Origin of the sequence: Candidatus Methylomirabilis sp. (assembly GCF_028716865.1) — a bacterium.
Lineage (GTDB): Bacteria > Methylomirabilota > Methylomirabilia > Methylomirabilales > Methylomirabilaceae > Methylomirabilis.
The window spans coordinates 48,703-72,833 of sequence record NZ_JAQUOY010000011.1; the positions used below are offsets into that span (position 1 = coordinate 48,703).

The window sequence follows — 24,131 nt, forward strand, 5'->3', positions numbered from 1 at the left end:
GCCGACCTCCCCTCTCCCCAATCGGCTCCTTGTCTGAAAGCGAGCATCTTAAGATTAAGAGGCCGGACAGGCATAAGAGTTGGCTGGCCGCGGGGTGGTGGGTGGTGGCTGCCGCTGCCGCTGCCATCTACGCCAATGCGCTCGGCAACGGCTTCGTTGGCGATGACTACCCCATGATCTTACGAGACCCGCGGATCCGGGATCTCAAGAATATCCCGTCCTTTTTCATTCCCCCTGTTGCGTCGACACACGAGGTAATCGCGACGTATGGCTACCGCGTGACGATCGAGATCGCCCATACTATCGACTACTGGCTGTTCGGCCTCGAACCATGGGGATACCACGCCACCAATATCCTCTTTCACATCGTGGCCTCCACGCTCGCCTTTCTCATTGCCACCCGCCTGCTCGGAAAGTTGCTCCCGGCCCTCTTCGTGGGCCTCCTCTTTGCCGTCCATCCATCTCAAACGGAAGCCGTCGCCTATGTGACCGGCAGAAATGACGAACTCTACAGCATCTTTTATCTGGCGGGCTTTTACAGCTTTCTCCGCTACCGGGAACAGCCCAGCCGGCATTACCTGATTGGTCTCGTCTCCGCATTCGTGCTGTCCCTTCTCTCCAAGGAGGCAGGGGTCACCTTGCCGCTGACCCTGCTGGTCTTTGATAGCATCATGGGATTGACGTTCGAAGACCATCGGCAAGGCCCGACCCTGAGAGACTGGCGGCAGAGCCTCCGTGCCAGTTGGTACCGGTTCCGGCCTCTCTACCTCATGTGCTTCTTCCTCGCGGGGATCTTTGCCTATTACGTGGTCGCCTACAGCGCCGCCAGCGGCAAGAAGGAGTTCTGGGGAGGGGGGCTGGGGCCGACTCTCCTTACCTCGGCCCGAATTCACCTGCACCACATGATGCTCGTCCTCTTCCCTGCTACGCTCAGCGCCGATTACTCCTACAATGCATTTCCCGTATCGAGCACCATCTTCGACCCTGTCGGTCTGATAACGGTCGTGGCTGTAGCGACCATCCTGTACGGGTTGATCCGGCTCGCCAGGGTCTCCCGAGTGGCCACTTTCGGCGGTCTCTGGTTCTTCATCACCCTCCTGCCTGTCTCCCAGCTCGTGCCCCATCATATCCTGATGGCGGACCGCCATCTCTACCTGCCTTCGTTCGGCTTATTCCTGATGGCAGGCGTCCTGGTTGACAGGCTACACGAACATGGGCGCGCTCGTCAGCTTCTCTACACCTGTACTGCCGCCGTGCTGTTGATCCTGTCCGCCCGGACAGTCGTCCGAAACCGCGACTGGCGGGACGATTTCACGCTCTCGAGTAAGACCGTCCAGACGTCCCCCCAATCAGCTCTAGCCCATGTCGCCCTCGGCGAAATCCTCCGCAGGCGAGGCCGACTCGACCAGGCGGAGCGGGAATTCCGAACAGCGCTTGGCATTCATCCGAGCGAGCCCAAGGCCCACGCGGGAATGGGGGCCCTGCTCGCCATGCGGAAGCAGTGGGCCGAGGCGGAGCGGGAGCTGAAAATGGCCATGGAGCTGAACCCACTCTCCGATTACGGCCATCTGGAGCTCGGACGACTCTATCAGCTCCAAGACAGGTGGACCGAGGCCGAAGCAGAGCTGAAGCGCGCAGTGCAGCTATGGCCCAACTTCGACGAGGCCCACCTGAACCTGGGATTGGTCTACCTCAACCAAGGACGGCTGGCGGAGGCAGAGCGAGAGGTGTGGACAGCCCTGGAGATTACGCCACGTCTGGCAGACGCGCACCTGGCACTGGGCCGCATAGCGCTTCAGGGTGGCCGAACGGACGAGGCCCTCGCCCACTTCCAGACCTCGGTTAAGCTGAAGCCTGACAACGCGTTCGCCCGCAACAACCTGGGTGTGCTGTACATACAAATGGGCCAGATCGAACCGGCGCTGGAGGAGTTTCAGGCCGCCCTCCGGATTACCCCGAATTTCGTCGAAGCCAGAGACAACCTTTGCCGGCTTTACTTGCGCCAAGGCCGTGTCGCCAATGCGGAAGCGCTTTGCCCCCGGCAATCGCACTGAACGCCTTCCGCCATAGAGCAGAGTATTCATTGATGAGCGCTGCCCAATCGCTCGAAGATCTATCGTTGTCGATAATTATCCCGGCTTACAATGAGGCGAACCGCATCGGCGCCTCGCTTCACAAGATTGCGGTACACTTCTATGGGCGAACCGATCACCTCGAGGTAATCGTGGTTGACGATGGGAGCCAGGACGCGACGAGTCGCATCGTCGAATCGATAGCGCAGGCGCATCCTTGGATTCAGCTGCTACGGAATGCGGTGAACACCGGGAAAGGTGCCGCGGTAAGAGCGGGTGTGCTTTCTGCAAAGGAAAACAGGATTGCCTTCTGCGATGCCGATCTTTCCGCACCGATTGAAGAGCTCAACGAACTTCTCACCTATCTGGATAAGGGATTCGATATCGCCATCAGTTCCCGGATCTCTGGTGGTCCGGCGAAGCACGTGAAGCGTGAACTGTTCCGTCGCCTCATGGCAGTCGTCTTCAACCGGTTTGTGCGGTTCCTGCTCATTCGCAAGATTGCCGATACCCAGTGCGGCCTGAAGGCATTTACACGACCAGTTGCTCTGGACCTCTTTGCCCAGCAATCCATCACCGGATTTGCCTTTGATGTCGAACTCCTTTGGCGTGCGCAGCGGGCCGGCCACCGAATCGTCGAGGTCCCAGTCTCTTGGGTCGCCGACCCAGAGAGTCGGATTCGGCCGTGGAGTGATTCGCTGACCATGGCTCGCGACGTCATCAGTCTGTGGTTTCACGAGCGAGTCATCCCCGCCTGGCGCGGAATAGCACACGGCTAGTTGAGCGCCGGCTATTGCCCCCGGCAGAGATCGAGAGACGACCACGGAGTATACTGCCTAATGGCAGATAGGTCGGCAACGGATCGGGATTGTGAGCCTGTGGTGGGACCACGGACGGTAGCACAAGATGGATTCGCGAAGCTACACTGAAGGATGCAAGGGTTGCTTTGCTTCTGACTCGCAATGGCGAGACCGTAGACGCTTATTTCAGGATGACATCGATCGGGGGATCGCTTTCGCGGTTTGACCCGTAGACGATCATTTCTGCCAGGAGACCAAAGGAGACAAGTTGAATCCCGCCAATGACCATGAGGGTACCCAGTATAAAGAGCGGACGGGACCCGATCCATTGACCAAACAGCCAGCCGACCGACAGGTAGGCGACGATGCCAAAGCCAATCAACCCCACGACAACACCTAGCAAGCCGAAGAAGTGAAGCGGGCGAGTCGTATAACGGGTGAGTATCAGGACCGTCAGCAGGTCGAAGAAGCCCCGCGGGATTCGCTCAGCCCCGTACTTCGACCGGCCATACTTTCTCGGGTGGTGCGCGACCTCGATCTCACCGATCCTGAACCCACGCCAACTGGCCAGTACCGGGATAAACCGGTGAAGCTCCCCGTAGAGTCTCATTTCCTGAATCACCACGCGTCGATAGACCTTGAACCCGCAGTTGAGGTCGTGGAGCTTGACCCCGGTCAGCCGGCAGGTGACCCGATTGAAGATGGCCGACAGGAACCGCCGAGACCAGGGATCGCGGCGCGTCGCCTTCCAGCCAGAGACCAGATCGTACCCCTCCTCCAACTTTTGCAGGAACCGGGGGATCTCCTTGGGATCGTCTTGCAGATCGGCATCCAAGGTGATGATCACTTCGCCCCTGGCCTCCCGGAATCCAGCCGTCAGTGCCACGGCTTTCCCCTGGTTACTCCGAAGTCGAATGGCCTTGAGCCGCTTGTCCCCCTCTTGCAGGCATTTCAACGCCTCGAACGAGCCGTCGGTGCTACCGTCGTCCACATAGATCATCTCGCACCGGTCGGCAAACGGCAGTAGGGCCGCTGCCAGCGCAGCGTGCAGTTCGGGTAGGCTTTCGGCCTCGTTGTACAGTGGGATCACCACGGAGAGTTCCGGATGGCCTGCCGTCATGGCACTGCTCCCCTTACCGGTTCAACCGTCAGCCCGCCGCTCCCCCGGAGACGCTGTAATCGCGCTAAGTTCTGCTGGGCCTCGCTGAGGTCGGGTATCCGGGCAAGCGCCGCCCGGAATGCCGCCTCTGCCTCCGCCATCCGACCATCCTTGGCAAATAGGACGCCCAGATTGTTGTGCGCATAGGCATCATACGGGGCTTTAGCCAGCGCCGCCCGAAACTGTTGTTCCGCCTCGGGTACCCGCCCCATTCGCACTAAGACCGTCCCAAGCCACAGATGTGGAATCATCTCGCCTGCGTTCAGCCGAACGGCCGTCTGGAGTTCCCGCTCTGCCCGCTCCAGGTCATCCCGGTCAAAAGCGATCTTGCCGAGGTTGCCGTGAGCGGTCGCGAAATCGGGCTGGAGACGCACCGCTGTTTCTATCTCCTCTTCAGCTCGCGCAATCTCCCCGCGACGGAGGTACGCCGACCCCAGATTATTCCTGGCCCTCGCCGTCTGTGGTGCGACCTGTACCGTCTGGCTCCAGAGGGTCAGGTCATCCCTCCAATCAGTGTTCCGCCAGACCGTACGGAGAGACAAGAGGAGAAGAACCACAGCACCAGCCACATAGAGCGCCGGGGCGGCCTTTGGGTGATCCACCAGCGGGTCTAAGAGCCCCGCAATCATCAGGAAAAATCCAACCGATGGAGTATAGAGGAAGTGCTCGGCCATCATATCATGATGGGGGATGATCTGTGAGACCGGGAGCAGCGCGGCAAAAAACCACACGCCACCGATGGCGACTATTGGTTTGGTCCTCAGGCATCTCAGCACGCCATATCCGAGCGCCGCAAGGATCAGGACAGCCGCTAGTGCTTCTGCGTCCGTCCAGGAGGTAGTGACAGGGAACGCAGAGTAGTCGACATTAAGCGTGAGCGGGAAGATCAACAGCTTGATGTAATGGAGGAAGACCCTGGCCATGGTGAGTCCGGTGAACCAGAGGCTCCCACCATAATAAGTCCGCACCCAAGTCCCGCGAACGAAGAAAAGGACGTAGAAGGCCAGCCCTCCTCCTAGAACAACCAATGGCATGTAGAATAGGCGGGCTTCACGAACAGCGGACCAGGCGCAGGTCCCGATCTCCTGAAGGGTCGGAATACCGGGGGTCGATTCCTTGGCCTGAATCCGGCTGATCAGGTCATAGCCGAAACAGAGTAGCGGCAGGATGATGCCGCTCTCTTTTGAAAAGAACGCCAGCGGGTACACGAGCAGTACGGAGGCGAGGTATCCTGCCCGGCCGGTCTGTCGGTACCGGAGGAACAGATACAACCCCAGTAGAACAAAAAAGCCGGCCAGCACATCCCGCCTGCCGGATAGGTATGTCACCGACTCTGTCTGAATGGGATGAATAGCAAAGAGGATCGCCGTAAAGAGGGCCGGGGTCAGTCGCTTGAACAGGCTCTGGGCAATCAGGAACACAACAACGGCTGAGAGGGTATGATAGGCAATATTGCTCAGATGATAGCCCCACGGGTCGCGGCCGGAGAGGGCGTAGTCGAAGGCATACGAGGCGCTCCGAATGGGGCGGTATGCCGCCCCGCCCTTCAGCAAGCTGGAGAGCTGACCGAAGTGCCCTGACCCTCCAGCGGTCTGCTCAGCAACAATCGTTTCTAGGTCATCGAACAGAAACTCGTTGTGGAGCGAGTTGGCGTACACGAGCCAGGTGATCGCTGCAACGACAAGGACAGGCCACAGGCGTGAAGGCGACCATCGCGTTGCCGTCACGGTTGATCGCGCTTCAGCTCTTCTCTTTTTCATCTCACGGACGGGGTCGCCATCGAGACGGACCTCTCGACCTTGTGCGACCCCTCGCTCCTGGGATGGACTGGGAAAGCGTGTCCGCTCTTCCGCAGGGGTTGATTTTTACTCGTCCCCCGTGTAGAGTCCCAACCACAAAGGGGGGTCATTCCGGTGAGCCGATGCGAATCTGTCTGATTGGTCCGGCATACCCGTTGAGGGGGGGGATAGCCCACTATAATTCTCAACTGGCCTTGGAGTTCGCCACGCGCCATGATACCACCCTCATCTCGTTCTCGCGCCAGTACCCGGCGCTGTTGTTCCCGGGCCGGACACAGTTGGACCAAGGCGCTCCACCAGAAGGACTGACATCCGAAGCCCTCCTCGACTCGATGAACCCCTTCACCTGGAGCCGGGTCGGACGCCGGATCGCCGAACTGACTCCCAACCTCACTGTGATCCACTGGTGGAACCCATTCTTCGCACCGTGCATCGGAATGATCGGACGGTTCGCCAAAAGGAGGTCTCGCACCGCCGTGGCCTTCATCTGTCACAATGTCTTTCCGCACGAACCGTTTCCCGGGGCGCGCGGACTGACCAGATTCGCGCTGGCCCCAGGCGATGCGTGGCTGGTCCATTCTGAAAACGACCGACGAGACCTGGAGTCGCTGACCCTGCAAGGCCAAACCCTTCTGGTCCCCCAACCTCCAGGGAAAGGGTTCGGCGAACCGATCGACAAAGAGGAGGCGAAAAGCCGTCTTGGCCTCTCCGGAAACACCCTCCTCTTCTTCGGTCTGATTCGCCGTTACAAAGGACTTCCTGGGCTGCTCCAGGCGATGCCTCGCATCCTCCAGAGCTTAGACTGTACCCTACTCGTGGTCGGAGAGTTCTACGAGGGGAAAGACCACTGTCTGGAACTCATCGGCAACTTAGGCCTCGCGTCGCGCGTCCGGGTCGTCGATCGCTTCGTTCCAGACAACGAAGTCGGCCTCTACTTTTCCGCAGCCGACTTGGTCGTGCTCCCCTACGAATCGGCTACCCAAAGCGCCATCGTCCCGATCGCCTATGCCTTTGAGCGGCCGGTGCTGGCCACTCGTGTGGGCGGGCTGCCGGAGGCTATCCGTGACGGGGAAACCGGCATTCTCGTCGAACCGCGCAATTCAACCGCCCTGGCAGAGGCGATCATCCGCTTCTACAAGGAAGACGTGGGGAGCATATTTCGCCGGCATATCCTGAAACAGCAACACTTTTCCTGGGGGGAACTGGCTATCGCGCTGGAAGCCGCGGCGACCAGCCACACCTCATACTGAAGCGCGCGAGTCCACTCCAAGGGAACGTCCCGTTTCCCACGCCCGATATCCAGCCGTGCGATCCTCTGCCTGATGGCTTCCCTGCGACTACTGGCGGCCAGAGTGGGTTTTCACTCGCGCCAGGGAATCCTAGTATAGTGTCTCAGCACGAACAGTCATGGTGAGACACTACCATCACACTGATACAGGGCCCACGGGACTATCCTCTCACATCACACCATGAAATCTCTTGCTACTCGCCAATAATAGGTGATTTACCACCTATTGAACTTATACTAGGCCCATTTTCGCACTTGTCAAGAGACTTCTTGGGAAACAGATGGGAAACGGAACAAACATAGTCCCCCCTGCCCCAGCACAATCAGGGACACCGGTGGCAGGCTTGGCAAGAGGACATAACTGCCGTGTTGATGATAGATTTGCTTGCCATCTCTCGCCCTTCTTGCGTATGGTTGTGCTGAGGTTACATGTGTCCCTTTTAACTGGAGAGTTTTACGATTGAAAACGCTTAAATCGGCACTGATCGTTCTGCTGCTGGGGCTGACGACCGCTGCCGTCGTTGGCGTGCTTCTGCTCACGTTCCTCCTACCCACCCTCCTCCAGCAGTTCGCCTGCGCGCCGTATGGGATTCGCTGCGCCGTCGGGCAGGCCAACATCCGCCTCCGCCAGAACCTGACCGCAGACCTCGTGATTGACCATCTCACACTGTTTGACCCGGATGGCCGAGGTGTGGCGCTGCAGGTGAAGCGTCTCGCCACCACGCTGAACATTCCGGCGCTGATCCTCACGCACCAGGTCATGCCGACCGAGGTCCGGATCGAGAGCCCGGAACTGCTGCTCAGGCAGCTCGACGATGGCCGGTGGAATCTAGTGGCGTTGGCTCAGGAGGTACAGCAGCATCTGCGGCCCACCACCCGGCCCACAACATTGCAACTCCCCCGAGCCTCTGTAACCGCCGGAACGCTTCAGATCGGCGGCCATCGAGTCACCGATCTAAATGTGACGCTCGAGCCGAAGCCGGCCCCTTTACTGTTTGAGATGCAGGCGCGGGCCGCCGTCGGTGGACGATCGGTTCAGGTCAGCGGCGCCTTGAAGAATACGCTCGAGGGGCAGATCCTGGCGCAGGTCCAGGAGACCATGCTGCGGGGCGCACTGCGGTTTCGCCTTGATCAGTTGGGTCGCGCCGTGACTATTCCCGAATGGTCGTTCGAGGCGGATGGGGCGATGGCTCGCGGGTCAGCGGCCATTCGATATGCCAACTGGCCGCCCGCCTATATGCTAACCGTCGCGCAGTGGCGGGCAGGTCTCACGGTATTGGCACATCGGCTCTCCTTCTCCGGGCTTGCAGACCTGACGGGCACGATAGAGGGCGAGCCGACTACGCTGCAGGGCCACTGGCTGGAGCTGCCTGTCGGAGAGGTCACGGCCACGCTCAGAGACGGTGGACTGGAGGTCGCTAAGCCGCGATTCGGGGTCACGGGGCTCAGTGGACGTCTCAACCTCTCGTTGCCGGACGGAGACCGCCCATGGAAGGCGGAGATGATGAGCCGATCGATACAACTGCACGCTGCCACCATGGATGGTGCGACAACACTGCAAACCGCTCAGATCGCCGTGCAAGGGATTGGGATATCGGGGCGTGATCTTCAAGGCACACTCGCCATTGGACAGGTCAACCTCACTGGTCGGCAACTGCGCGCACTCAGGGCCAGGTTTGAAATAGACCCTGACCAGGTTCGAATCTCGGAGTTTCATGTTGCCGTTGGTGATGGGAATGTCCGTGGCCACGCCTCGTTTTCGAGGTCTACGCCCCTGCAAGAGACGCGCGTGGCGCTTTCGGTACGCGGCCTCCGCCCGCAGTCGTTGTTCACCCCCACCGAAAAGCCGGCAGCGCGACAAGGAGTTACGCTCGATGCCGACCTCTTCGCAGACGCTACATTCGGCGGATCGCAACCTCCTGCTGCCGGCGGCGCGATGACGCTTCGAGGCCTCTCGCTTAGCCTGGCACGGCAAGCGGCTGAGCCGGTGCCTCTGCTCACGGGTATCCGCGGCGAAGTCGCTTTCACCCTCGACAGGGGCCTGCTGACGATCAAAGAGACGACCCTTCGGATCGACGGAGGACTGACGCTCACCCTCGCAGGCAGTCTGCCGCTCGGCCATAACGACCGCAGCGCGACCCGGTTTCACGTGACCGTCCCCTGGACAGAGGTCGCCGCGCTCCGCTCCCCACTGACCGCCATGACGGGAGGTCGGCCTGATGCAACTCGCCTCACCGGTCAACTTCAGGCAAACCTCGAGCTCATCGACCAGGAATATCACGCAGCGCTTTCCCTGCGAAACGTCGGTATAGAATCGAGCAGCTTCCGTCTGGACAGCGCAAGCGGCGTAATCCCGCTGCGCGGACGGATCGATCAGGGTCCGACTGTACCCCTGCACCAGGTCGCGGCCCAGCAGAGAGCACGCTGGTCCCAGCTCACCAAACGTGAGTATCGCGCGGCACTGGAGAGGTTATCGAACGTGGCGGACCGGACGCCATTCTCGCTGACTATCGGCTCACTCCGCTACGACCCGATCGAGCTTCGCAATATCGAGGTCGCCCTCGCCTCGTCCGGAAACCAGATCGCCGTACAGCGGTTTGTTTTTGACGCCTCGGGCGGGCGGTGGAGCGGCTGGGGAACGGTCGAGCCGCTGGGCGGGGGGATCGCTCTGGCCTTGCTCACGGAGGGACTCAGCCTGCGCGCAATTTGTGATGCCTTTCCGCCGATCACAGGGTATATTAACGGTCGGATCAACGGGATGGCCGACCTCGAGGTTCCGCACTTTGCCCTCGACCAGGCACAAGGCAGCGCGCGATTCTGGGCTGTAGACTCCCCGCAAGAGAAGCGAAGGATCAGCCGCACCCTAATCGAACAGTTGGCGGGACAGCAGATCCGCTATTTCAGCCTGTTTGGAGTAGCTCGCCGCTATAATCGCGGCGTGCTGGAGGTGGCCTTGAAAGCGAGCGATCTGATCTTTCACGAACTTGAAATTTCCCACACGATCCTGGGGTATAAGGATCTGGATGTTCGAGTCTCGCCTGTCTTTAACAGGATCGGGTTAGCTCACCTGCTCGAGAGCATCGGCGAAGCAGCCGAGCGGATCAGAGCCTCGGCCAAGCCGAACCACTAAGCTACAGTCATTGAGGACCGTAGACAGAAGGAGGACGTGGATGCGCCGGTACCGAAAACAGCTTACGATGCTCACCCTGAGCGCTCTATTCAGCTTCGCCGCGTGCGCGGTCATTACGGTCAACGTCTATTTTCCGGAAAAGGATGTCAAGTCGGCCTACAAGTCGCTGGAAGAGGAGCTGCTTCAGCCGGCTCCGAAGAAGGAAAAGAATGCAGCGCCGGTAGAGCCGCCAACGTCCGGCCTGCGGCAAGAGCGGCAAACCCTGCTGGCCGTCATCCGTGCATGGCGAATGACGTTGGTGACCGAAGCCATGGCCCAGGACGATCTCTCGCGGCGGATTGCGCAGGAGATTAAGGGCTATCCTGAGGTAATCGCCGCGTATAGGGGGATCGGGCAGCGACTCGCCCGGCTGAATCAGCTTCGAGATCAGGGATTGGTGGGTGAGGCGAAAGATGGGAAGGCGATCTTACGCGCGAATCCCCCCCAGGTGGGCGAGGCGGAAGCCGCGCTGCTGCAGGAGGAAAACAGGGACCGCGAGGTCGTCATCAACGGAATGGCCAAGGCGATCCTCAAGCTGACCCAGCAAGAAGGAACCCCTGCGAATCTGGCGAGGGTGAGGACGGATGCCGCCGACACCTTTGCGTCGATCCGCCGCGACGCGGCTCACCCGGGCTGGTGGGTACAGCTTCCGAACGGAACCTGGACGCACAAGTAACGCTCGACCCAATTATTTGGTATTGGCCGCTACTGGTCTTCGTACTTGGCTTTCAACTCGGCCACCACATTGGCGTCTGCCAGCGTGGTGGTATCGCCCAGCGCCCGGCCTTCGGCAATATCACGCAGCAGGCGGCGCATGATCTTGCCGCTGCGGGTTTTGGGCAGCTCGGCCGTAAAGATCAGGTCGTCCGGCCTGGCGAAGGCGCCGATCTTCTTGACGACATGCGCCTTGATCTCCGCCTGAAGCTCTGGGGTGGGTTTAGTGCCGTCCCGGATGGTTACAAAGGCGGCGACAGCCTGCCCCTTGATCTCGTGGGTGCGACCGATGACGGCTGCTTCAGCCACGCACGGGTGATCCACGAGGGCCGATTCCACCTCCACCGTCGAGACACGATGTCCCGACACGTTCATCACGTCATCGACGCGACCCAGCAGCCAGAAATCGCCATCCTTGTCCCGACTGGCTCCGTCACCGGTGAAGTAGATACCTTTATAATTCGACCAGTACTGCTTGACGTAGCGGTCAGGGTCGCCCCAGATCCCGCGGAGCATACCGGGCCAGGGCTGACGTAGTACGAGGTATCCGGTCGTGGCTGGTCTGCCGTTCTCATCGACGACCTCCGCGTCGATTCCCGGGAAGGGCTTGGCAGCCGAGCCGGGCTTGAGCGTGGTCATCCCCGGGAGCGGCGTGATCAGGATGTGGCCGGTCTCAGTCTGCCACCAGGTGTCCACCACCGGGCAGCGGCCGCCGCCGATCACCTTCCAGTACCAGACCCACGCCTCGGGATTGATCGGCTCGCCGACGCTGCCGAGCAGGCGGAGGCTGGAGAGATCGCAGCGCCTCGGGTACTCCTCGCCCCACTTCATAAAGGTGCGGATGGCCGTCGGCGCCGTGTAGCAGATCGTAATCCCGTGCTTCTCGATGAGACGCCAGAAGCGATCCTTATCCGGGTAGTCCGGGGTGCCCTCGTACATGACGGTGGTGGCCCCGTTGGCCAGCGGCCCATAGACGACGTATGAATGACCCGTGACCCAGCCCACATCGGCGGTGCACCAGTAGACATCGTTGTTCTGAATATCGAAGACCCACTTGTGCGTGGCAACCACTCCGGTCAGGTAGCCGCCCGTCGTGTGGATGATCCCCTTCGGCTTGCCGGTCGAACCGGAGGTATAGAGGAGAAAGAGCATATCTTCGGCATCCATGATCTCGGGGGCGCATTTGGCCGGGGCGTCCTTGATGAAATCGGTCCACCAGACGTCCCGGCCCGGCTGCATCTCTATGGCCTGCCCGGTCCGCTTTACCACAATCACCGTCTTGACGCCGGGGCACGCCCGAAGCGCTTCGTCGGTGTTCTTCTTGAGCGGCACCACCGCGCCACGACGATAGCCGCCGTCGGCCGTAATCACGAGGGCCGAGTCGGCGTCGAGGATCCGGTCACGGACCGCCTCCGGTGAGAATCCGCCGAAGATCACGCTGTGAGGCGCGCCGATGCGCGCGCACGCCAGCATGGCGATGGCGACCTCCGGGATCATCGGCATATAGATGGTGACCCGATCCCCTTTCTTGACGCCGTGTCGCTTGAGGGCCGCCGCGAAGCGGTTGACCTCACGATAGAGATCCCAATAGGTGAGGGTCCGAGTATCGCCGGGCTCTCCCTCCCAGATGAGGGCGGCCTTGGTGCGCAGGGGGCCGTTCACATGACGGTCGAGACAGTTATAGGCGACGTTCAGCTTACCGCCCGCAAACCACTTAGCGTGCGGGGCCTTCCACTGCAGCACCCGCCTCCAGGGTTTGAACCAGTCAAGGGTCTTGGCCTGGCGCTCCCAGAACCGAACCGGATCCTTTGACGCTTCCTGATAGACGGCAGGCTTCTTGACGATCGCGCGCTTGACGAACGCCGTCGGCGGTCTGAACTTTCGCCGCTCCTTCAAAGGGGCGCTGACAGGAGTATCAGTCCGGCTCGTTCTCCGGGTCACAGAATCCTCCCTTCGTTCATGAACGCTATCCTGCCGATAGCGAAACACTGATGAGTGGACACTGACAAATGAGGCTACGGACCAGACGCAGACGATTGGAGCTGACTGGGGACTGCCACTCCACGCCTTGCAGGATCTGAATGGTTCAGCGACTACCGCACGCGCCGGTAAGGGCAGTCCGAAACTGGGCGATGGTGGCTGCGTAGTCAGGGGTTCCGAAGATAGCGGAGCCGGCCACAAAGGTATCGGCCCCAGCATCCGCAACACGGCGCACGTTCTCTACCTTCACGCCGCCGTCCACCTCTAGGTCGATCGCCTTCCCGATTGCGTCGATTCGGCGTCGCAGGGCGGTGATCTTCGGCAGCACATAGTTAATGAAACTCTGACCGCCGAAGCCGGGGTTCACGCTCATCACCAGCACCAGATCCACTTGCTCCAGCACATAGTCCAGCCAGGCGATGGGGCTCGCCGGATTGAGGGAGACACCTGCCCGGCACCCAAGGCTCTTGATGAGCTGGATAGTCCGATCCAGATGCCGGGTCGCCTCCGGATGGACCGTGATGATGTCGGCCCCGCTCTTGGCAAAGTCTGGAATGATGGCGTCCACCGGCTCGATCATCAGGTGGACATCCAGCGGCTTTGCCGTGTGGGGCCGGATGGCGGCGACCACGGCCGGCCCAATGGTAAGATTGGGCACGAAGTGATTATCCATCACATCGACGTGGATATAATCGGCGCCGGCCGCATCCACGGCGCGCACCTCTTCACCCAATCTGGCAAAGTCGGCGGACAGAATTGACGGCGCAAGCTTATAGGTGGTCATGGCGATTAACCCGGCGACCGGAGGCCGGACTAGTTAATGCGCGGATCGAGTTCGCCCTTGGCGTAGCGGCGGGCCATATCGTCCAGGGAGATCGCACGGATCTTGCTCGCGTTACCGGCGCTCCCCAACTGCTCATAGCGCTGTTTACAGATCTGCCGCATGGCCTTCGTAGCCGCCGTCAAAAACTTGCGCGGATCAAAGTTCTTTTTGTTTTGGGCCAAATCCTGCCGGATGGCGCCGGTTGCTGCCAGGCGCAGATCGGTGTCGATGTTCACCTTCCGCACCCCATGCTTGATCCCAAGCTGAATCTCTTCGATCGGCACCCCGTAGGTCTGCGGCATATCGCCACCAAACTCCCTGATGATCTTCAGCCACTCCTGTGGAACGCTGGAGGAGCCGTGCATGACCAGGTGGGTATCCGGAATGCGCGCATGGATCTCCTTGACTCGCTCCATCACGAGGACATCGCCTTTGGGCTTCTGGGAGAATTTATAGGCGCCGTGACTGGTGCCGATGGCAATGGCGAGGGCATCCACCTTGGTCGCCTTCACGAACCGGGCGGCCTGCTCTGGGTCGGTCAGGAGTTGATCCCGCGAAAGCGTCCCCTCGGCGCCGTGACTGTCTTCCTTTTCCCCGGTGCCGGTTTCGAGGGAACCCAGACAACCGAGTTCTCCTTCCACCGACACGCCGATCGAGTGGGCCACCTCGGCAACATGCGCCGTTGTGGCAACATTGTACTCATACGACGACGGGGTCTTGCCGTCGGCCAAGAGCGAGCCGTCCATCATCACACTGCTAAACCCGGAGCGGATCGACGCGATACACACCCCAGGGGATGCGCCGTGATCCTGGTGGACCACCACCGGGATGTCGGGGTACATCTCCGCCGCGGCCAGAAACAGATGGCGCAGGAACGGTTCGCCGGCGTACTTACGGGCGCCGGCAGAGGCCTGCATGATCACAGGGCTGTCCGTCTCATGGGCCGCCTCCATGATGGCCTGGATCTGTTCCATATTATTCACGTTAAAAGCAGGAACACCGTACCCATGCTCGGCGGCGTGATCGAGTAGCTGTCGCATCGAAACAAGTGCCATGCCTTCCTCCTGTCTCTCTATATGTCTGTATGTCCTATGCCTGTCCTAAATCTCGTGACACAATCTGACCGTCTTGACGTCATCCCGGCAGTGTTCTGCCTGAATGGTGCGTCTCGTTCGGCTCTTGCCGCGCATCACCATCGAGTGAGTCGTCGCGCCGCCGTCCGTATATCGCACACCTTGCATCAACAAACCGTCGGTAATACCCGTGGCCGCGAAGAACACGTCATCGCTGGATACCAGATCGCGCTCGGTCAGAACCCGGTCGAGGTCGAGACCGGCGGCCAGCAACGCCTCGCGCTCGCCGGGTTTCTGAGGAGCGAGCTGCCCCAACATCGCCCCACCCAGCGCGCGAACCGCGCAGGCTGCGATGACGCCTTCCGGCGTCCCGCCGATCCCCATCAGCACATCCACCCCGGAGCCTGGCGTGGCGGCCATCAGCGCGCCGGCTACGTCGCCGTCGGTGCGCGTCAGTACGCGCGCGCCGGCGGCCCGAAGCGCGCCGATCAGCTCAACGTGTCTGGGCTTATCAAGTACGAATACCGTAAGGTCTGCTACGGGCTTATGCTTCGCCTTACCGATAGCCGCCAGCGTCTCGGTCACCGGCGAGGCAAGGCTCAAAGGCGAGAGGGCCTCCCGCGCCTCGCGTCCGACCACCAGCTTATTCATATAAAAGCCGGGACCGGGCGACCACATCGCGCCACGGGGCGCCACGCCGATCACAGCGATCGAATCGGGCCGGCCATGGGCCAGCAGACTGGTCCCCTCCACCGGGTCCACCGCGATGTCCACGGCGGGTCCCCGACCCGTCCCAACTGTCTCACCGTTGAAGAGCATGGGCGCCTCGTCTTTTTCCCCTTCGCCGATGACGACCACACCGTCGATATCGACCGTCCTGAGCATCGCACGCATGGCGTGGACAGCCGCTTCGTCGCCCGCATCCTTTTGCCCGCGCCCCATCCATCGGCCGGCAGCCAACGCGGCAGCCTCGGTCACGCGGACCAACTCAAGCGCAAGATCGCGCCCCAAGCATCCATTCATCACCAATACGCTGCTCATAGGCATCCCTTCAAAAGATGTGAGAATTCACCAAAGGCGAGACGAAAACAACAACGCCATCAGAGGTCGAGAGACCTGAGAAGGCGTGTGACTGTAGCGGAAATATTCCATACACGCTCGGCAATGTCAACTCTTTCTCGAACCCCTTCAACCGGAGCGGAAGCACTGGCTATTTGCCGGTGACAGCAGCGTCTCTGTAGTGCACATCTACCCAGTAGCGTGGCAGGCACTCGCCGGAGGGAAAAATCAGATCGGCTTTGTTAAAGGAGGCGGGATCTTGCATCTCCTCGCCGGCATGGATTCGGCCTATCACAACTGACTGAAGTGGATCAAACAGCGCAGAAAGGTCAAGGATCTCTACCAGGTGACCGGCCTGTTTATCTTTCAGAAACATTTCAGTTCCTCCTTACACCATGAGTACCATCTGTTGTAGTGACTAAAAGGGAGACAGACCAAGCAGCATGACCAGCCAGACGATGGCACAGAAGACAATAACGAACGCCGATGTGACGATCACAAAAAGGACAGGTCCGCTGAGCGAGTGGGTCCCAACCGAAACCGAACTGACATACTGAAGGCGGACCTCCTGATCAGGCCCAATCCGGCCTTGAAGAGCCTTCGCGAATTCATAGGCCTTTTCGCGATGCCACGGCCAGCTTTTCATGATCTCTCGCTTCCCATCGGTGGTGTTCACAATAATAGTTGGGGTACCCTTGAGGAGGCAGTAGCCAAACAGGATAAAGATCACGCCGATAAGAACTATCATCGTGAGTACCCCAATGACAATAAGAAGGATCCCATTGCTGAGGCTGCGGGATGTGACGAATTCGACCGACGCGATATGGCTGAGGGGCGCATCCTCCTCGTCCCCTTCTGTCAACCACCCTCTATTCGGATGGTAGATGACCCGTTGGTCTGTCACTCTTCCGAATATATTGTCAACGTAGGTCGTTTCCGCTTCCGTCTCGGACATGCATCAACCTCCTATCTTCCTGACAGGACCAGCGCCACGCTGAGTCGGTGGCGAACCAATGATTGCGCGTGATAGACTGATAGACCGCTGAACGCTGACAGCCTCATCCTTCGGCGGTTGTAGGATCGATCACCGACCTGATCTCCGACACACGGTTTGCCGGGAAGCCACCTTGGCGGGCGTGCTCCAGAACCATATCGACGTTCGGCGCGATGTAGACACAGTAGACCTTCTCATCGGTCACGTAGCTGTGGACCCACTGAATCTGCGGCCCAAGCTTGCCGAGCACACCGCACGACTTCTGCGAGATAGTCTGAAGCTCCTGAGGCGAAAGCTTGCCCGCCCTGGGGATGTCACGCTCGATCAGATACTTTGGCATCATACATCTCCCTTGAGGTAAGTCCGTTATTGTTGGATGGCAACGGCGAACGGCATCTTTCCAACGGGGACGGTGGCGATCACCTTCTCGGTTGCGACGTCGATCACCGACACCGCATCGCTGCGGCCGCAGGCGACGTATAGGCGCCGCTCGTCCGGTGTAAAGGCCAGATACCAAGCCCGCTGTCCAACAGGAATCTTCTTGGTGATGGTCAGGGTTCGGGCATCGATTACATAGACGGCATTGGTCCGTCCATGCGCCACATAGAGACGGCGGCCGTCCCGCGTTACGACGACCCCAACCGGCCGTTCGCCGACAGGAATAGTCTTCACTACCTTGCGCCTGGCCACATCGATCACCGAGAGGACGCCGGGCTCGGCCTGTTCGCTCGCTACGTAGGCCAACTTCCCGTCCGGACTGAAGGCAATACCCCGCGGGTTCTTTGCGACAGGGATGGTTGCCACCACTTTGAGGGCCGAGGTATCGATCGCCGACAGGGTGCTCGAGGTCTCATTCGAGACGTAGGCGAGGCGACCATCAGGGCTGAGGGCAATCGATTCGGGTTCGGTCTGAACCTCAATGGTGGCCATCACCGTGCCCGTCTTGGTGTTGATCACCGTGACCGTTCCGCCGTTCTCGTTCACGGCGTACAGACGGGCACCGTCAGGACTGAGCGCTACCCCCTCGGGGTCCACCCCAGCGGGCCACGTTTCCACGACCTTACCGGTCTCGGAATCGATGACACTGATGTCGTCGGAATTACCGTTGGCAATATATACGTGACGTCGGTCCGGCGAAATCGCCACTCCTCTCGGTCGTTTGCCTACGGCGATCGTTCGCACAACTGAATTGGTTGTGGTGTCGATGACCGAGACGTCATCGGATTTTTCATTCGTCGCATAGGCTATCGACTCAGCCGAAGCGGCCGACGAGATATGAGCAACCCACAACAGAAGCATGACCACAAGAGCCCATCTGCCCTGGTACCCTCCGTCTCGCATCATGTATTCCCCTTATCCTGTAAAGAATCGTGAGTTTATCCTGCCCAAAACGGACGCAGCAAGCCGCGCCCTTATATTATTGCGGCAATACGAGAATTTCCTATCACACAATCGGCGGGATGTCCACCACGAAGGCAGGTCAGTAAACTGCATGGGTCAAAACGCCTTCTGCGCCATCTGGGTCAGCAGTTCCAATCGTCCCCCGGCGAGCTGCCGAGTCGCCACTGCGACCTCGTGCGTGGCCACAAAGACAGCGTCTGGCCAGTTTGGGCAGATCCTTCCGGGATAGCCACTACGTTTGGCTTCCCTGTCCGGTTGAGTCAGTAGGACAATTCAGGCGTAAGTCCGACACTTCTATGTTGCCAGCAGGACACGACCACGACTATAATTCACTATTGTATCGATACCCTGGAATCAACCCACACACACATGGAGGAGTGATGAGCGTACTCGTAGGCAAGCATGCACCTAATTTTACTGCAACCGCTGTGATGCCGGATGGCAGCTTTAAGGAGAACTTTCGGCTATCCGACTATTGGGGCAAGTATGTCGTGTTGTTCTTCTATCCCCTCGACTTCACCTTCGTCTGCCCCTCAGAGATTATCGCCTTTAACCACCGCGTGGCCGAGTTCAACAAGCGCGGCGTGCAGGTGATCGGTTGCTCCGTGGATTCGCATTTCACCCATGCCGCCTGGCGCGGCACCCCTGTCAACAAGGGCGGCATCGGTCCGGTAGGCTATCCGCTGGTGGCCGATCTCACCAAAGACATCGCCCGCGAATACGACGTACTGCTGCCGGGCGGAGTGACCCTGCGCGGCTCCTTCCTGATCGACAAAAACGGCACTGTCCAGCACCAGGTGGTCAACAATCTGCCGCTCGGACGCAATGTGGATGAGATGCTTCGCATGGTGGACGCGCTCCAGTTCACCGAGACGCATGGAGAGGTCTGTCCGGCCGGGTGGACGAATGGAGCCAAGGGGATGCGGCCTACCGCTGAAGGGGTTGCGAGCTATCTGGCCAACGAGGCGCAGAAGCTGTAGCGGAGCGATAATCGGGGTGGTCGTGTCCTGCAGGTTGTGTAGTTGCCGCCTGCACCGACCACCCCTTAGATCGTTTCAGTGCGCCCTTACGACCCCACGTTTTCCTTGACCTCACCTGACGCTTCCAACTTCCTGTTTACGCGAAAGCATCTCATTCATCCTTACGGCTGCAGTCAAGAAATCTGAGGGAACCCGGTTGAAGGAACATGCGGTGATGATCCAGGTCAAGCGTGTCTACGAACCACCGACGCCGGACGATGGGACCCGTTTTCTTGTGGACCGACTCTGGCCTCGAGGAATAAAGAAGGAAGATCTACGAGTTGATCAGTGGGTGAAGGAGGTGGCCCCCAGTGATGCCTTGCGCCTCTGGTTCGCTCATGACCCCGGGAAGTGGAATGAATTCCGGCGCCGCTACTTCGCCGAGTTGAACAGTAAGCCCGACGTCTGGCTGCCCATTGTGGACGTAGCGCGACAGGGCAACGTCACCCTGCTCTATAGTGCCAGGGACACTCAGCACAACAATGCCGTAGCCCTGAAGGAGTATGTGGAAAAACGGCTGGCGGCCAGGGGAAGGTGATGAACATACACGATCGCCCTCATGTGGTGATCGTCGGCGCTGGGTTCGGGGGCCTTTATGCTGCGCGGTCTCTCAAAGATGCAGATGTCCGGATCACGGTGATCGATCGGCGAAATTATCACCTCTTTCAGCCCCTATTGTATCAGGTCGCGACTGCAGGCCTCTCTCCTGCCGACATCGCCTATCCCATACGCAGTGTCTTGAACAGACAGAAAAATACGAGGGTATTTCTGGCGGAGGCGACTTCAATCGATGTCAACGCCCGCAAGGTAATCCTGCAGGACGGCGAGACCGGCTACGATTATCTGATTCTGGCAGCAGGCGCATGTCATTCTTACTTTGGGCATCCTGAGTGGGAGATCTACGCGCCGGGGCTGAAGGGCGTGGATGACGCGCTGGAAATCAGACGCCGCATTCTGCTCGCCTTTGAAAAGGCTGAGCGCGAAATGGATGAGGTCAGGCGGCGAGCCTTACTCACGTTTGTCATTGTGGGCGGTGGGCCGACTGGTGTGGAACTGGCAGGAGCGATCGGCGAGATTGCATGTCAGGTGATGGTGGGAGATTTTCGCGCGATCAATCCACAGGACGCGCGCATCATTCTGATTGAAGCCGGACCGCGGGTTCTTCCGTCATTTCCCGAAGATCTTTCCACCAAAGCCGAGGCATCACTGAAAAGACTCAGCGTGGACGTACGGAAGAATTCCCCGGTGACGACGATCCAGCCGAATGCCGTTGTGATCGGCGACGAATACATCCCTGCCGCAACGGTGCTCTGGGCCGCGGGGGTCGCAGCTTCACCTTTGGCTCGATCGCTCAGGGTGCCGCTTGATCGCGCAGGCCGGGTTCTGGTGGAACCGGATCTGAGCATTCCCGGCCATCCAGAAGTGTTTGTGATCGGCGATCTGGCTGCATTTGTTCACCAAGGAGGCTGCCTGTTGCCGGGCTTGGCCCCTGTTGCGATTCAACAGGGGCGCCACGCGGCCCTCAACATCCTGCGGAGGTGTCGAGGACTGCCCAGCGAAGCATTTCGCTACGTGGACAGGGGAACCCTGGCCACCATCGGGCGGGCAGCGGCCGTCGCGAATTTCGGGACGGTTAAGCTGTCTGGCTTCCTGGCCTGGATTGCCTGGATATTCATTCACATCTTTTTTCTCATCGGCTTTCGAAATCGTTTCATTGTGTTATTCGAGTGGGCGTGGGCGTACGTAACCTGGCACCGCTCTGCGCGACTGATTACGGGCGGAAGCAACAGGATATCTCACGTCTCCCTGTAGATGAGTCACCACGACGGTGGAAGGACTTTGTGCCCAAGACGCAAGCTAATGCGATATGCCGAGTTCCGCTCTGGCTTTATCTGGACATCGCTGACAACAGCGATCATCGGGGGATTTGCGCTCGGCGCCTACCTGGCCGTGATGATCGGCTACGGCTTTCCCGCGGGACAGGGCTTCTACGCTCTTATCCAAACGCACGGCCATCTGCAACTCATCGGATGGGTAGGAGTATTTATCATGGGCATCAGCCTTCATTTCATTCCCCGGCTGGCCAGCTTCCCCATTCCTCACCCTGAACGGATGAACCAGATCCTATGGTTGATGATTCCGGGGCTTCTGCTCCGGGCGGTCGGAGGGACGGTCCTTGCCTCTCTCGAGGGTAGTCCGATCTTCGTTCCCCTCAGTTGGCTGGTCGTTGCCTCGGGGGTCCTGGAGGGCAGCGCGATCGTCCTGTACGTGTTACTCCTGATTGAGACCATGCGCGGGAGCGATAAGACCAAACGGCTTCCGGCGTTGAGCGCGGTCAAGCCGTATTTCGGCATGATGGCGGTCGGCTGGGTCTTCTATGCGGGTCTCAATCTATTCTTGGTGCTTCATATGGCGCTGAGCGGCACTATGACCGTGAATACTGCCTGGAATGAGTTTGCTATTACCACCTTTATGAGTCTCGTGCTTCTGCCTGTCGCCTTCGCCCTCTCGGTTCGCCTCTTTCCGCTGTACTTGGCCTTGCCGGCTCCGGATTGGCCGGTCTATGGGATTGGATGTATGTATCTGCTGGCCGTGTGTCTGCAAGTAATCCCCGCGATGCCCTCCCTGGCGGGGTTCGCGCCGGATGTCACCAGGCGGGTTGTCGCCCTGGGAATGCTACTGAAGGGGGGCGTCATCCTCTGGTTCGTGTGGCAACTGGATCTGCTCACTCGCCGCCGTCCCCTTGGTCGTCATGCCCGCTTTCTTGACGCTGGACCGGACCGCCCGCCTACGCGACCGGGCCTGCCGGATTATGGAGAGTTCGGCCGGTTCGAACGTCTGGTCTATGCCGCCTATACGTGGCTCGTTCTCGCCGCGTTGGTCGAACTCCTGTGCGGTGCGGCCATCTTGCTCGGCTATTCGATCCCGATCGGCGCGGATGCGATCCGCCATATGTATCTGCTTGGCTTCATCACTCACCTCATTTTCGGTGCGTCCGTCCGGATGCTGCCCGGCTTCATCAAGAGGAAACGGGTAGCCAGTACTGCATTAGTCGATGCCACCTTTTGGTTGGGCAGTACGGCAGCGGTGTGTCGCGTGGCGCCTTTACTTCTGCCGTCCTGGTTATTCGATCTGCTTCCAGTGGGCGACCTACTTGCTCAAACGATCTTTGCAATTTCGGGAGTATTTGGGTGGGGGGCCGTCCTGTGCCTGGCGACGAATTTGCGGCAGACGGCGGACGCCCCGATGAAACAGCTCTCAGGACGCCACTGGACAACACCCATCGGCTACCCCCAATCCGGACAGCGTCCTGAAGGCGGAGGGCTATCGTGAGCACTGAATCGGACATCATCGGTGATGTGGAGCGGCTCTACCTGGTGACTAAGAATGTGGGATCACACGAAACAGGAAGAGTGGAAAGGAGGTCATCATGAGAATGAAGGGCACGTTGATTGGAATCTGCGTGGGCGTGGTGGGAATGATCGCCATCGGGTTCCTCGGTCACTCCGCTGCCGTTGAACCCCACAAACCCTCAACCGACACGCGACAACGACTGGTCCTCGCCCCGGCCCAGCGAGATATGATTCTTGCCGAGATGCGCCTGATGCTCGTGTCTGTAGGCGGCATCGTGCAAGGCCTAACGGCCAATGATCTCCCTGCGGCGGAGCAGGCGGCCCGCGCGTCGGGCATGGCGGTAGCCGTCGACGTTGATCCACAGATCGAGAAACTGCTGCCTCAACCGTTCCTGAAACTAGGCATGCAAACCCACATGGGGTTCGATATGCTTGCCGACCAGATGAAAGCCGGTGGCAGCCACGCCGAGCTTCTCCGTGGGCTGGCGAAGCTGACCGGCAACTGCGTGGCCTGTCATGCCACGTATCGGCTCGACGAAGTCCGCTAATCCTGCCGTCGTCGCCCCGATCATCTATTTTCGGATTAGAGATCGGCTGGCGGCAAGAGACCCGAGCTGACTCAGGTCGGCAAGTTGTCCCAATGAGCGCCGTCTGCAGCGGTCTTGAACTACCTGATATCTGGATCGTCGACCACGGCCTGGACGCGGGAGGGGCGGGACAAGCGCTTCCCTATGTCACTGCGGTCGCCGGGTTGCACTCTGAGAAATATTCTCACGCTAAGGTCATTAAGTAGCTTCAGAATCAGTAAGGCATACACAGTCAGGCCCTGCACTTGATGTATCTGTTGGCTAACCTTTCGGCCTAGCCCCACACAAGTTCCGGCGCCCACGTCAGTCGGGAGATTTCTGCCGATCTGGTCGGTTAGAAGAACGTCGCCCGCTCCCTGGCCCACCCACCCGCTGCGCCTCGGCGTTAATGCGCAGGGTTAATGTCGTCTTTTCGGAAGACTCCAGCCCGAAGATCTCAATGATACAGCCCCTGATGTGCTTCTCCGCCGCTACGAGGAAGAATAGCCACGTAGCCTGGTCGGATCGGCTGTTGGCGGTACCGGTCAAATTGATCTTAAAGTTGTTAAGGAAATTGACGATATCCATTGTATCCGCTTACGGACTCACCACGAGGACAGCGCAAGCGTCCTTGCTGGCGGTATGCCCCTCGCTAGCCCTCACTGCAGGCGCATTCGGGGCGAGAGGGCCCAACCATACTGAGTGAGTCGCGCGTTAGCACCCTATGTGCAAGCTCAAGGGTGACTTACAAGGAAGGAGGTGGGAGTCTTAGGACTTGGCGGACAATCGAGTGCAGTTTGAGTACCTGGTTCTTAGCCCATGCCACGAGCCAGCTCGAGCCCATGAAGAGGAGATAGTAAGG

The 24,131-nt window shown here is 59.7% G+C and carries 20 protein-coding genes and 1 pseudogene; 10 read left to right on the forward strand and 11 right to left on the reverse strand.

Features of this window, described 5'->3' with window-relative positions; translation table 11 throughout:
* The first annotated feature begins 104 nt into the window (after positions 1–104).
* Positions 105–2,054 (forward strand): tetratricopeptide repeat protein, encoded by a 1,950-nt coding sequence (locus tag PHV01_RS06085; protein ID WP_337290261.1) that lies wholly within the window; start codon positions 105–107, stop codon positions 2,052–2,054.
* A 65-nt stretch (positions 2,055–2,119) separates the two neighbouring features.
* Positions 2,120–2,851 carry a dolichyl-phosphate beta-glucosyltransferase gene (locus PHV01_RS06090; protein ID WP_337290262.1) on the forward strand — a complete coding sequence of 244 codons (732 nt, stop codon included), beginning with the start codon at positions 2,120–2,122 and terminating at the stop codon, positions 2,849–2,851.
* Between the two features lie 202 nt (positions 2,852–3,053).
* Here PHV01_RS06090 and PHV01_RS06095 read toward each other — a convergent pair whose 3' ends face one another.
* Positions 3,054–3,992 (reverse strand): glycosyltransferase family 2 protein, encoded by a 939-nt coding sequence (locus PHV01_RS06095; protein ID WP_337290263.1) that lies wholly within the window; start codon positions 3,990–3,992, stop codon positions 3,054–3,056.
* Positions 3,989–5,791 carry a tetratricopeptide repeat protein gene (locus tag PHV01_RS06100; protein WP_337290264.1) on the reverse strand — a complete coding sequence of 601 codons (1,803 nt, stop codon included), beginning with the start codon at positions 5,789–5,791 and terminating at the stop codon, positions 3,989–3,991. Before PHV01_RS06100 ends, PHV01_RS06095 begins: the two co-directional genes overlap by 4 nt.
* Positions 5,792–5,952: 161 nt before the next feature.
* Here PHV01_RS06100 and PHV01_RS06105 point away from each other — a divergent pair, with 161 nt between their 5' ends.
* From PHV01_RS06105 to PHV01_RS06115, 3 genes are all read left to right on the forward strand, one after another.
* Positions 5,953–7,080 (forward strand): glycosyltransferase, encoded by a 1,128-nt coding sequence (locus PHV01_RS06105; protein WP_337290265.1) that lies wholly within the window; start codon positions 5,953–5,955, stop codon positions 7,078–7,080.
* A 498-nt stretch (positions 7,081–7,578) separates the two neighbouring features.
* Complete coding sequence (locus tag PHV01_RS06110) at positions 7,579–10,248, forward strand: hypothetical protein (protein ID WP_337290266.1); 2,670 nt, start codon at positions 7,579–7,581, stop codon at positions 10,246–10,248.
* A gap of 40 nt (positions 10,249–10,288) precedes the next feature.
* Positions 10,289–10,963 (forward strand): DUF1318 domain-containing protein, encoded by a 675-nt coding sequence (locus PHV01_RS06115; RefSeq protein WP_337290267.1) that lies wholly within the window; start codon positions 10,289–10,291, stop codon positions 10,961–10,963.
* Between the two features lie 29 nt (positions 10,964–10,992).
* Here PHV01_RS06115 and acs read toward each other — a convergent pair whose 3' ends face one another.
* The 8 genes from acs to PHV01_RS06155 form a co-directional block, all read right to left on the reverse strand.
* Positions 10,993–12,942: an acetate--CoA ligase gene (acs, locus tag PHV01_RS06120; RefSeq protein ID WP_337290268.1), complete on the reverse strand. Its 1,950-nt coding sequence runs from the start codon at positions 12,940–12,942 to the stop codon at positions 10,993–10,995.
* A 145-nt stretch (positions 12,943–13,087) separates the two neighbouring features.
* The gene (gene rpe, locus PHV01_RS06125) at positions 13,088–13,765 is read right to left on the reverse strand and encodes a ribulose-phosphate 3-epimerase (protein WP_337290269.1); all 678 of its coding nucleotides are present in this window, start codon (positions 13,763–13,765) and stop codon (positions 13,088–13,090) included.
* A 29-nt stretch (positions 13,766–13,794) separates the two neighbouring features.
* A complete protein-coding gene (fba, locus tag PHV01_RS06130) occupies positions 13,795–14,859 on the reverse strand; it encodes a class II fructose-bisphosphate aldolase (RefSeq protein WP_337290270.1) in 1,065 nt (354 codons plus the stop codon).
* A 45-nt stretch (positions 14,860–14,904) separates the two neighbouring features.
* Positions 14,905–15,918, reverse strand: a complete 1,014-nt coding sequence (gene glpX, locus PHV01_RS06135) for a class II fructose-bisphosphatase (RefSeq protein ID WP_337290271.1) — start codon at positions 15,916–15,918, stop codon at positions 14,905–14,907.
* 169 nt (positions 15,919–16,087) lie between these two features.
* Complete coding sequence (locus PHV01_RS06140) at positions 16,088–16,312, reverse strand: acetyltransferase (protein ID WP_337290272.1); 225 nt, start codon at positions 16,310–16,312, stop codon at positions 16,088–16,090.
* 42 nt (positions 16,313–16,354) lie between these two features.
* Positions 16,355–16,891: a hypothetical protein gene (locus tag PHV01_RS06145; protein ID WP_337290273.1), complete on the reverse strand. Its 537-nt coding sequence runs from the start codon at positions 16,889–16,891 to the stop codon at positions 16,355–16,357.
* A gap of 103 nt (positions 16,892–16,994) precedes the next feature.
* Complete coding sequence (locus tag PHV01_RS06150; RefSeq protein WP_337290287.1) at positions 16,995–17,270, reverse strand: DUF4242 domain-containing protein; 276 nt, start codon at positions 17,268–17,270, stop codon at positions 16,995–16,997.
* Between the two features lie 26 nt (positions 17,271–17,296).
* Positions 17,297–18,274 carry a PQQ-dependent catabolism-associated beta-propeller protein gene (locus tag PHV01_RS06155; RefSeq protein WP_337290274.1) on the reverse strand — a complete coding sequence of 326 codons (978 nt, stop codon included), beginning with the start codon at positions 18,272–18,274 and terminating at the stop codon, positions 17,297–17,299.
* 437 nt (positions 18,275–18,711) lie between these two features.
* Between PHV01_RS06155 and PHV01_RS06160 the strand changes: the two genes are divergently transcribed.
* The 5 genes from PHV01_RS06160 (at position 18,712) to PHV01_RS06180 (ending at position 23,251) form a co-directional block, all read left to right on the forward strand.
* Positions 18,712–19,311, forward strand: coding sequence for a peroxiredoxin (locus tag PHV01_RS06160; RefSeq protein ID WP_337290275.1), 600 nt, complete (start codon positions 18,712–18,714; stop codon positions 19,309–19,311).
* A 214-nt stretch (positions 19,312–19,525) separates the two neighbouring features.
* Positions 19,526–19,888, forward strand: coding sequence for a DUF488 domain-containing protein (locus PHV01_RS06165; RefSeq protein WP_337290276.1), 363 nt, complete (start codon positions 19,526–19,528; stop codon positions 19,886–19,888).
* Complete coding sequence (locus PHV01_RS06170; RefSeq protein WP_337290277.1) at positions 19,888–21,162, forward strand: NAD(P)/FAD-dependent oxidoreductase; 1,275 nt, start codon at positions 19,888–19,890, stop codon at positions 21,160–21,162. The genes PHV01_RS06165 and PHV01_RS06170 overlap by 1 nt, the downstream gene beginning before the upstream one ends.
* Positions 21,163–21,210: 48 nt before the next feature.
* On the forward strand, positions 21,211–22,683 hold the full coding sequence (locus PHV01_RS06175) for a hypothetical protein (RefSeq protein ID WP_337290278.1): 1,473 nt from the start codon (positions 21,211–21,213) through the stop codon (positions 22,681–22,683).
* A 97-nt stretch (positions 22,684–22,780) separates the two neighbouring features.
* Positions 22,781–23,251 carry a hypothetical protein gene (locus tag PHV01_RS06180; RefSeq protein WP_337290279.1) on the forward strand — a complete coding sequence of 157 codons (471 nt, stop codon included), beginning with the start codon at positions 22,781–22,783 and terminating at the stop codon, positions 23,249–23,251.
* Positions 23,252–23,641: 390 nt separating this feature from the next.
* Here PHV01_RS06180 and PHV01_RS06185 read toward each other — a convergent pair.
* Positions 23,642–23,743 (reverse strand): annotated as a pseudogene (locus PHV01_RS06185) (DNA recombination/repair protein RecA); the annotation flags it as partial.
* Positions 23,744–24,131: the final 388 nt, after the last annotated feature.

Excerpts from the sequence above, each read along its gene's own strand:
- PHV01_RS06095 (WP_337290263.1), bottom strand. The coding sequence starts at position 3,992 with ATGACGGCAGGCCATCCGGAACTCTCCGTGGTGATCCCACTGTACAAC.
- PHV01_RS06100 (WP_337290264.1), bottom strand. The coding sequence starts at position 5,791 with ATGAAAAAGAGAAGAGCTGAAGCGCGATCAACCGTGACGGCAACGCGA.
- PHV01_RS06105 (WP_337290265.1), top strand. The coding sequence starts at position 5,953 with ATGCGAATCTGTCTGATTGGTCCGGCATACCCGTTGAGGGGGGGGATA.
- PHV01_RS06115 (WP_337290267.1), top strand. The coding sequence starts at position 10,289 with ATGCGCCGGTACCGAAAACAGCTTACGATGCTCACCCTGAGCGCTCTA.
- rpe (WP_337290269.1), bottom strand. The coding sequence starts at position 13,765 with ATGACCACCTATAAGCTTGCGCCGTCAATTCTGTCCGCCGACTTTGCC.
- fba (WP_337290270.1), bottom strand. The coding sequence starts at position 14,859 with ATGGCACTTGTTTCGATGCGACAGCTACTCGATCACGCCGCCGAGCAT.
- glpX (WP_337290271.1), bottom strand. The coding sequence starts at position 15,918 with ATGAGCAGCGTATTGGTGATGAATGGATGCTTGGGGCGCGATCTTGCG.
- PHV01_RS06140 (WP_337290272.1), bottom strand. The coding sequence starts at position 16,312 with ATGTTTCTGAAAGATAAACAGGCCGGTCACCTGGTAGAGATCCTTGAC.
- PHV01_RS06145 (WP_337290273.1), bottom strand. The coding sequence starts at position 16,891 with ATGTCCGAGACGGAAGCGGAAACGACCTACGTTGACAATATATTCGGA.
- PHV01_RS06150 (WP_337290287.1), bottom strand. The coding sequence starts at position 17,270 with ATGCCAAAGTATCTGATCGAGCGTGACATCCCCAGGGCGGGCAAGCTT.
- PHV01_RS06155 (WP_337290274.1), bottom strand. The coding sequence starts at position 18,274 with ATGATGCGAGACGGAGGGTACCAGGGCAGATGGGCTCTTGTGGTCATG.
- PHV01_RS06160 (WP_337290275.1), top strand. The coding sequence starts at position 18,712 with ATGAGCGTACTCGTAGGCAAGCATGCACCTAATTTTACTGCAACCGCT.
- PHV01_RS06165 (WP_337290276.1), top strand. The coding sequence starts at position 19,526 with ATGATCCAGGTCAAGCGTGTCTACGAACCACCGACGCCGGACGATGGG.
- PHV01_RS06170 (WP_337290277.1), top strand. The coding sequence starts at position 19,888 with ATGAACATACACGATCGCCCTCATGTGGTGATCGTCGGCGCTGGGTTC.
- PHV01_RS06175 (WP_337290278.1), top strand. The coding sequence starts at position 21,211 with ATGCGATATGCCGAGTTCCGCTCTGGCTTTATCTGGACATCGCTGACA.
- PHV01_RS06180 (WP_337290279.1), top strand. The coding sequence starts at position 22,781 with ATGAGAATGAAGGGCACGTTGATTGGAATCTGCGTGGGCGTGGTGGGA.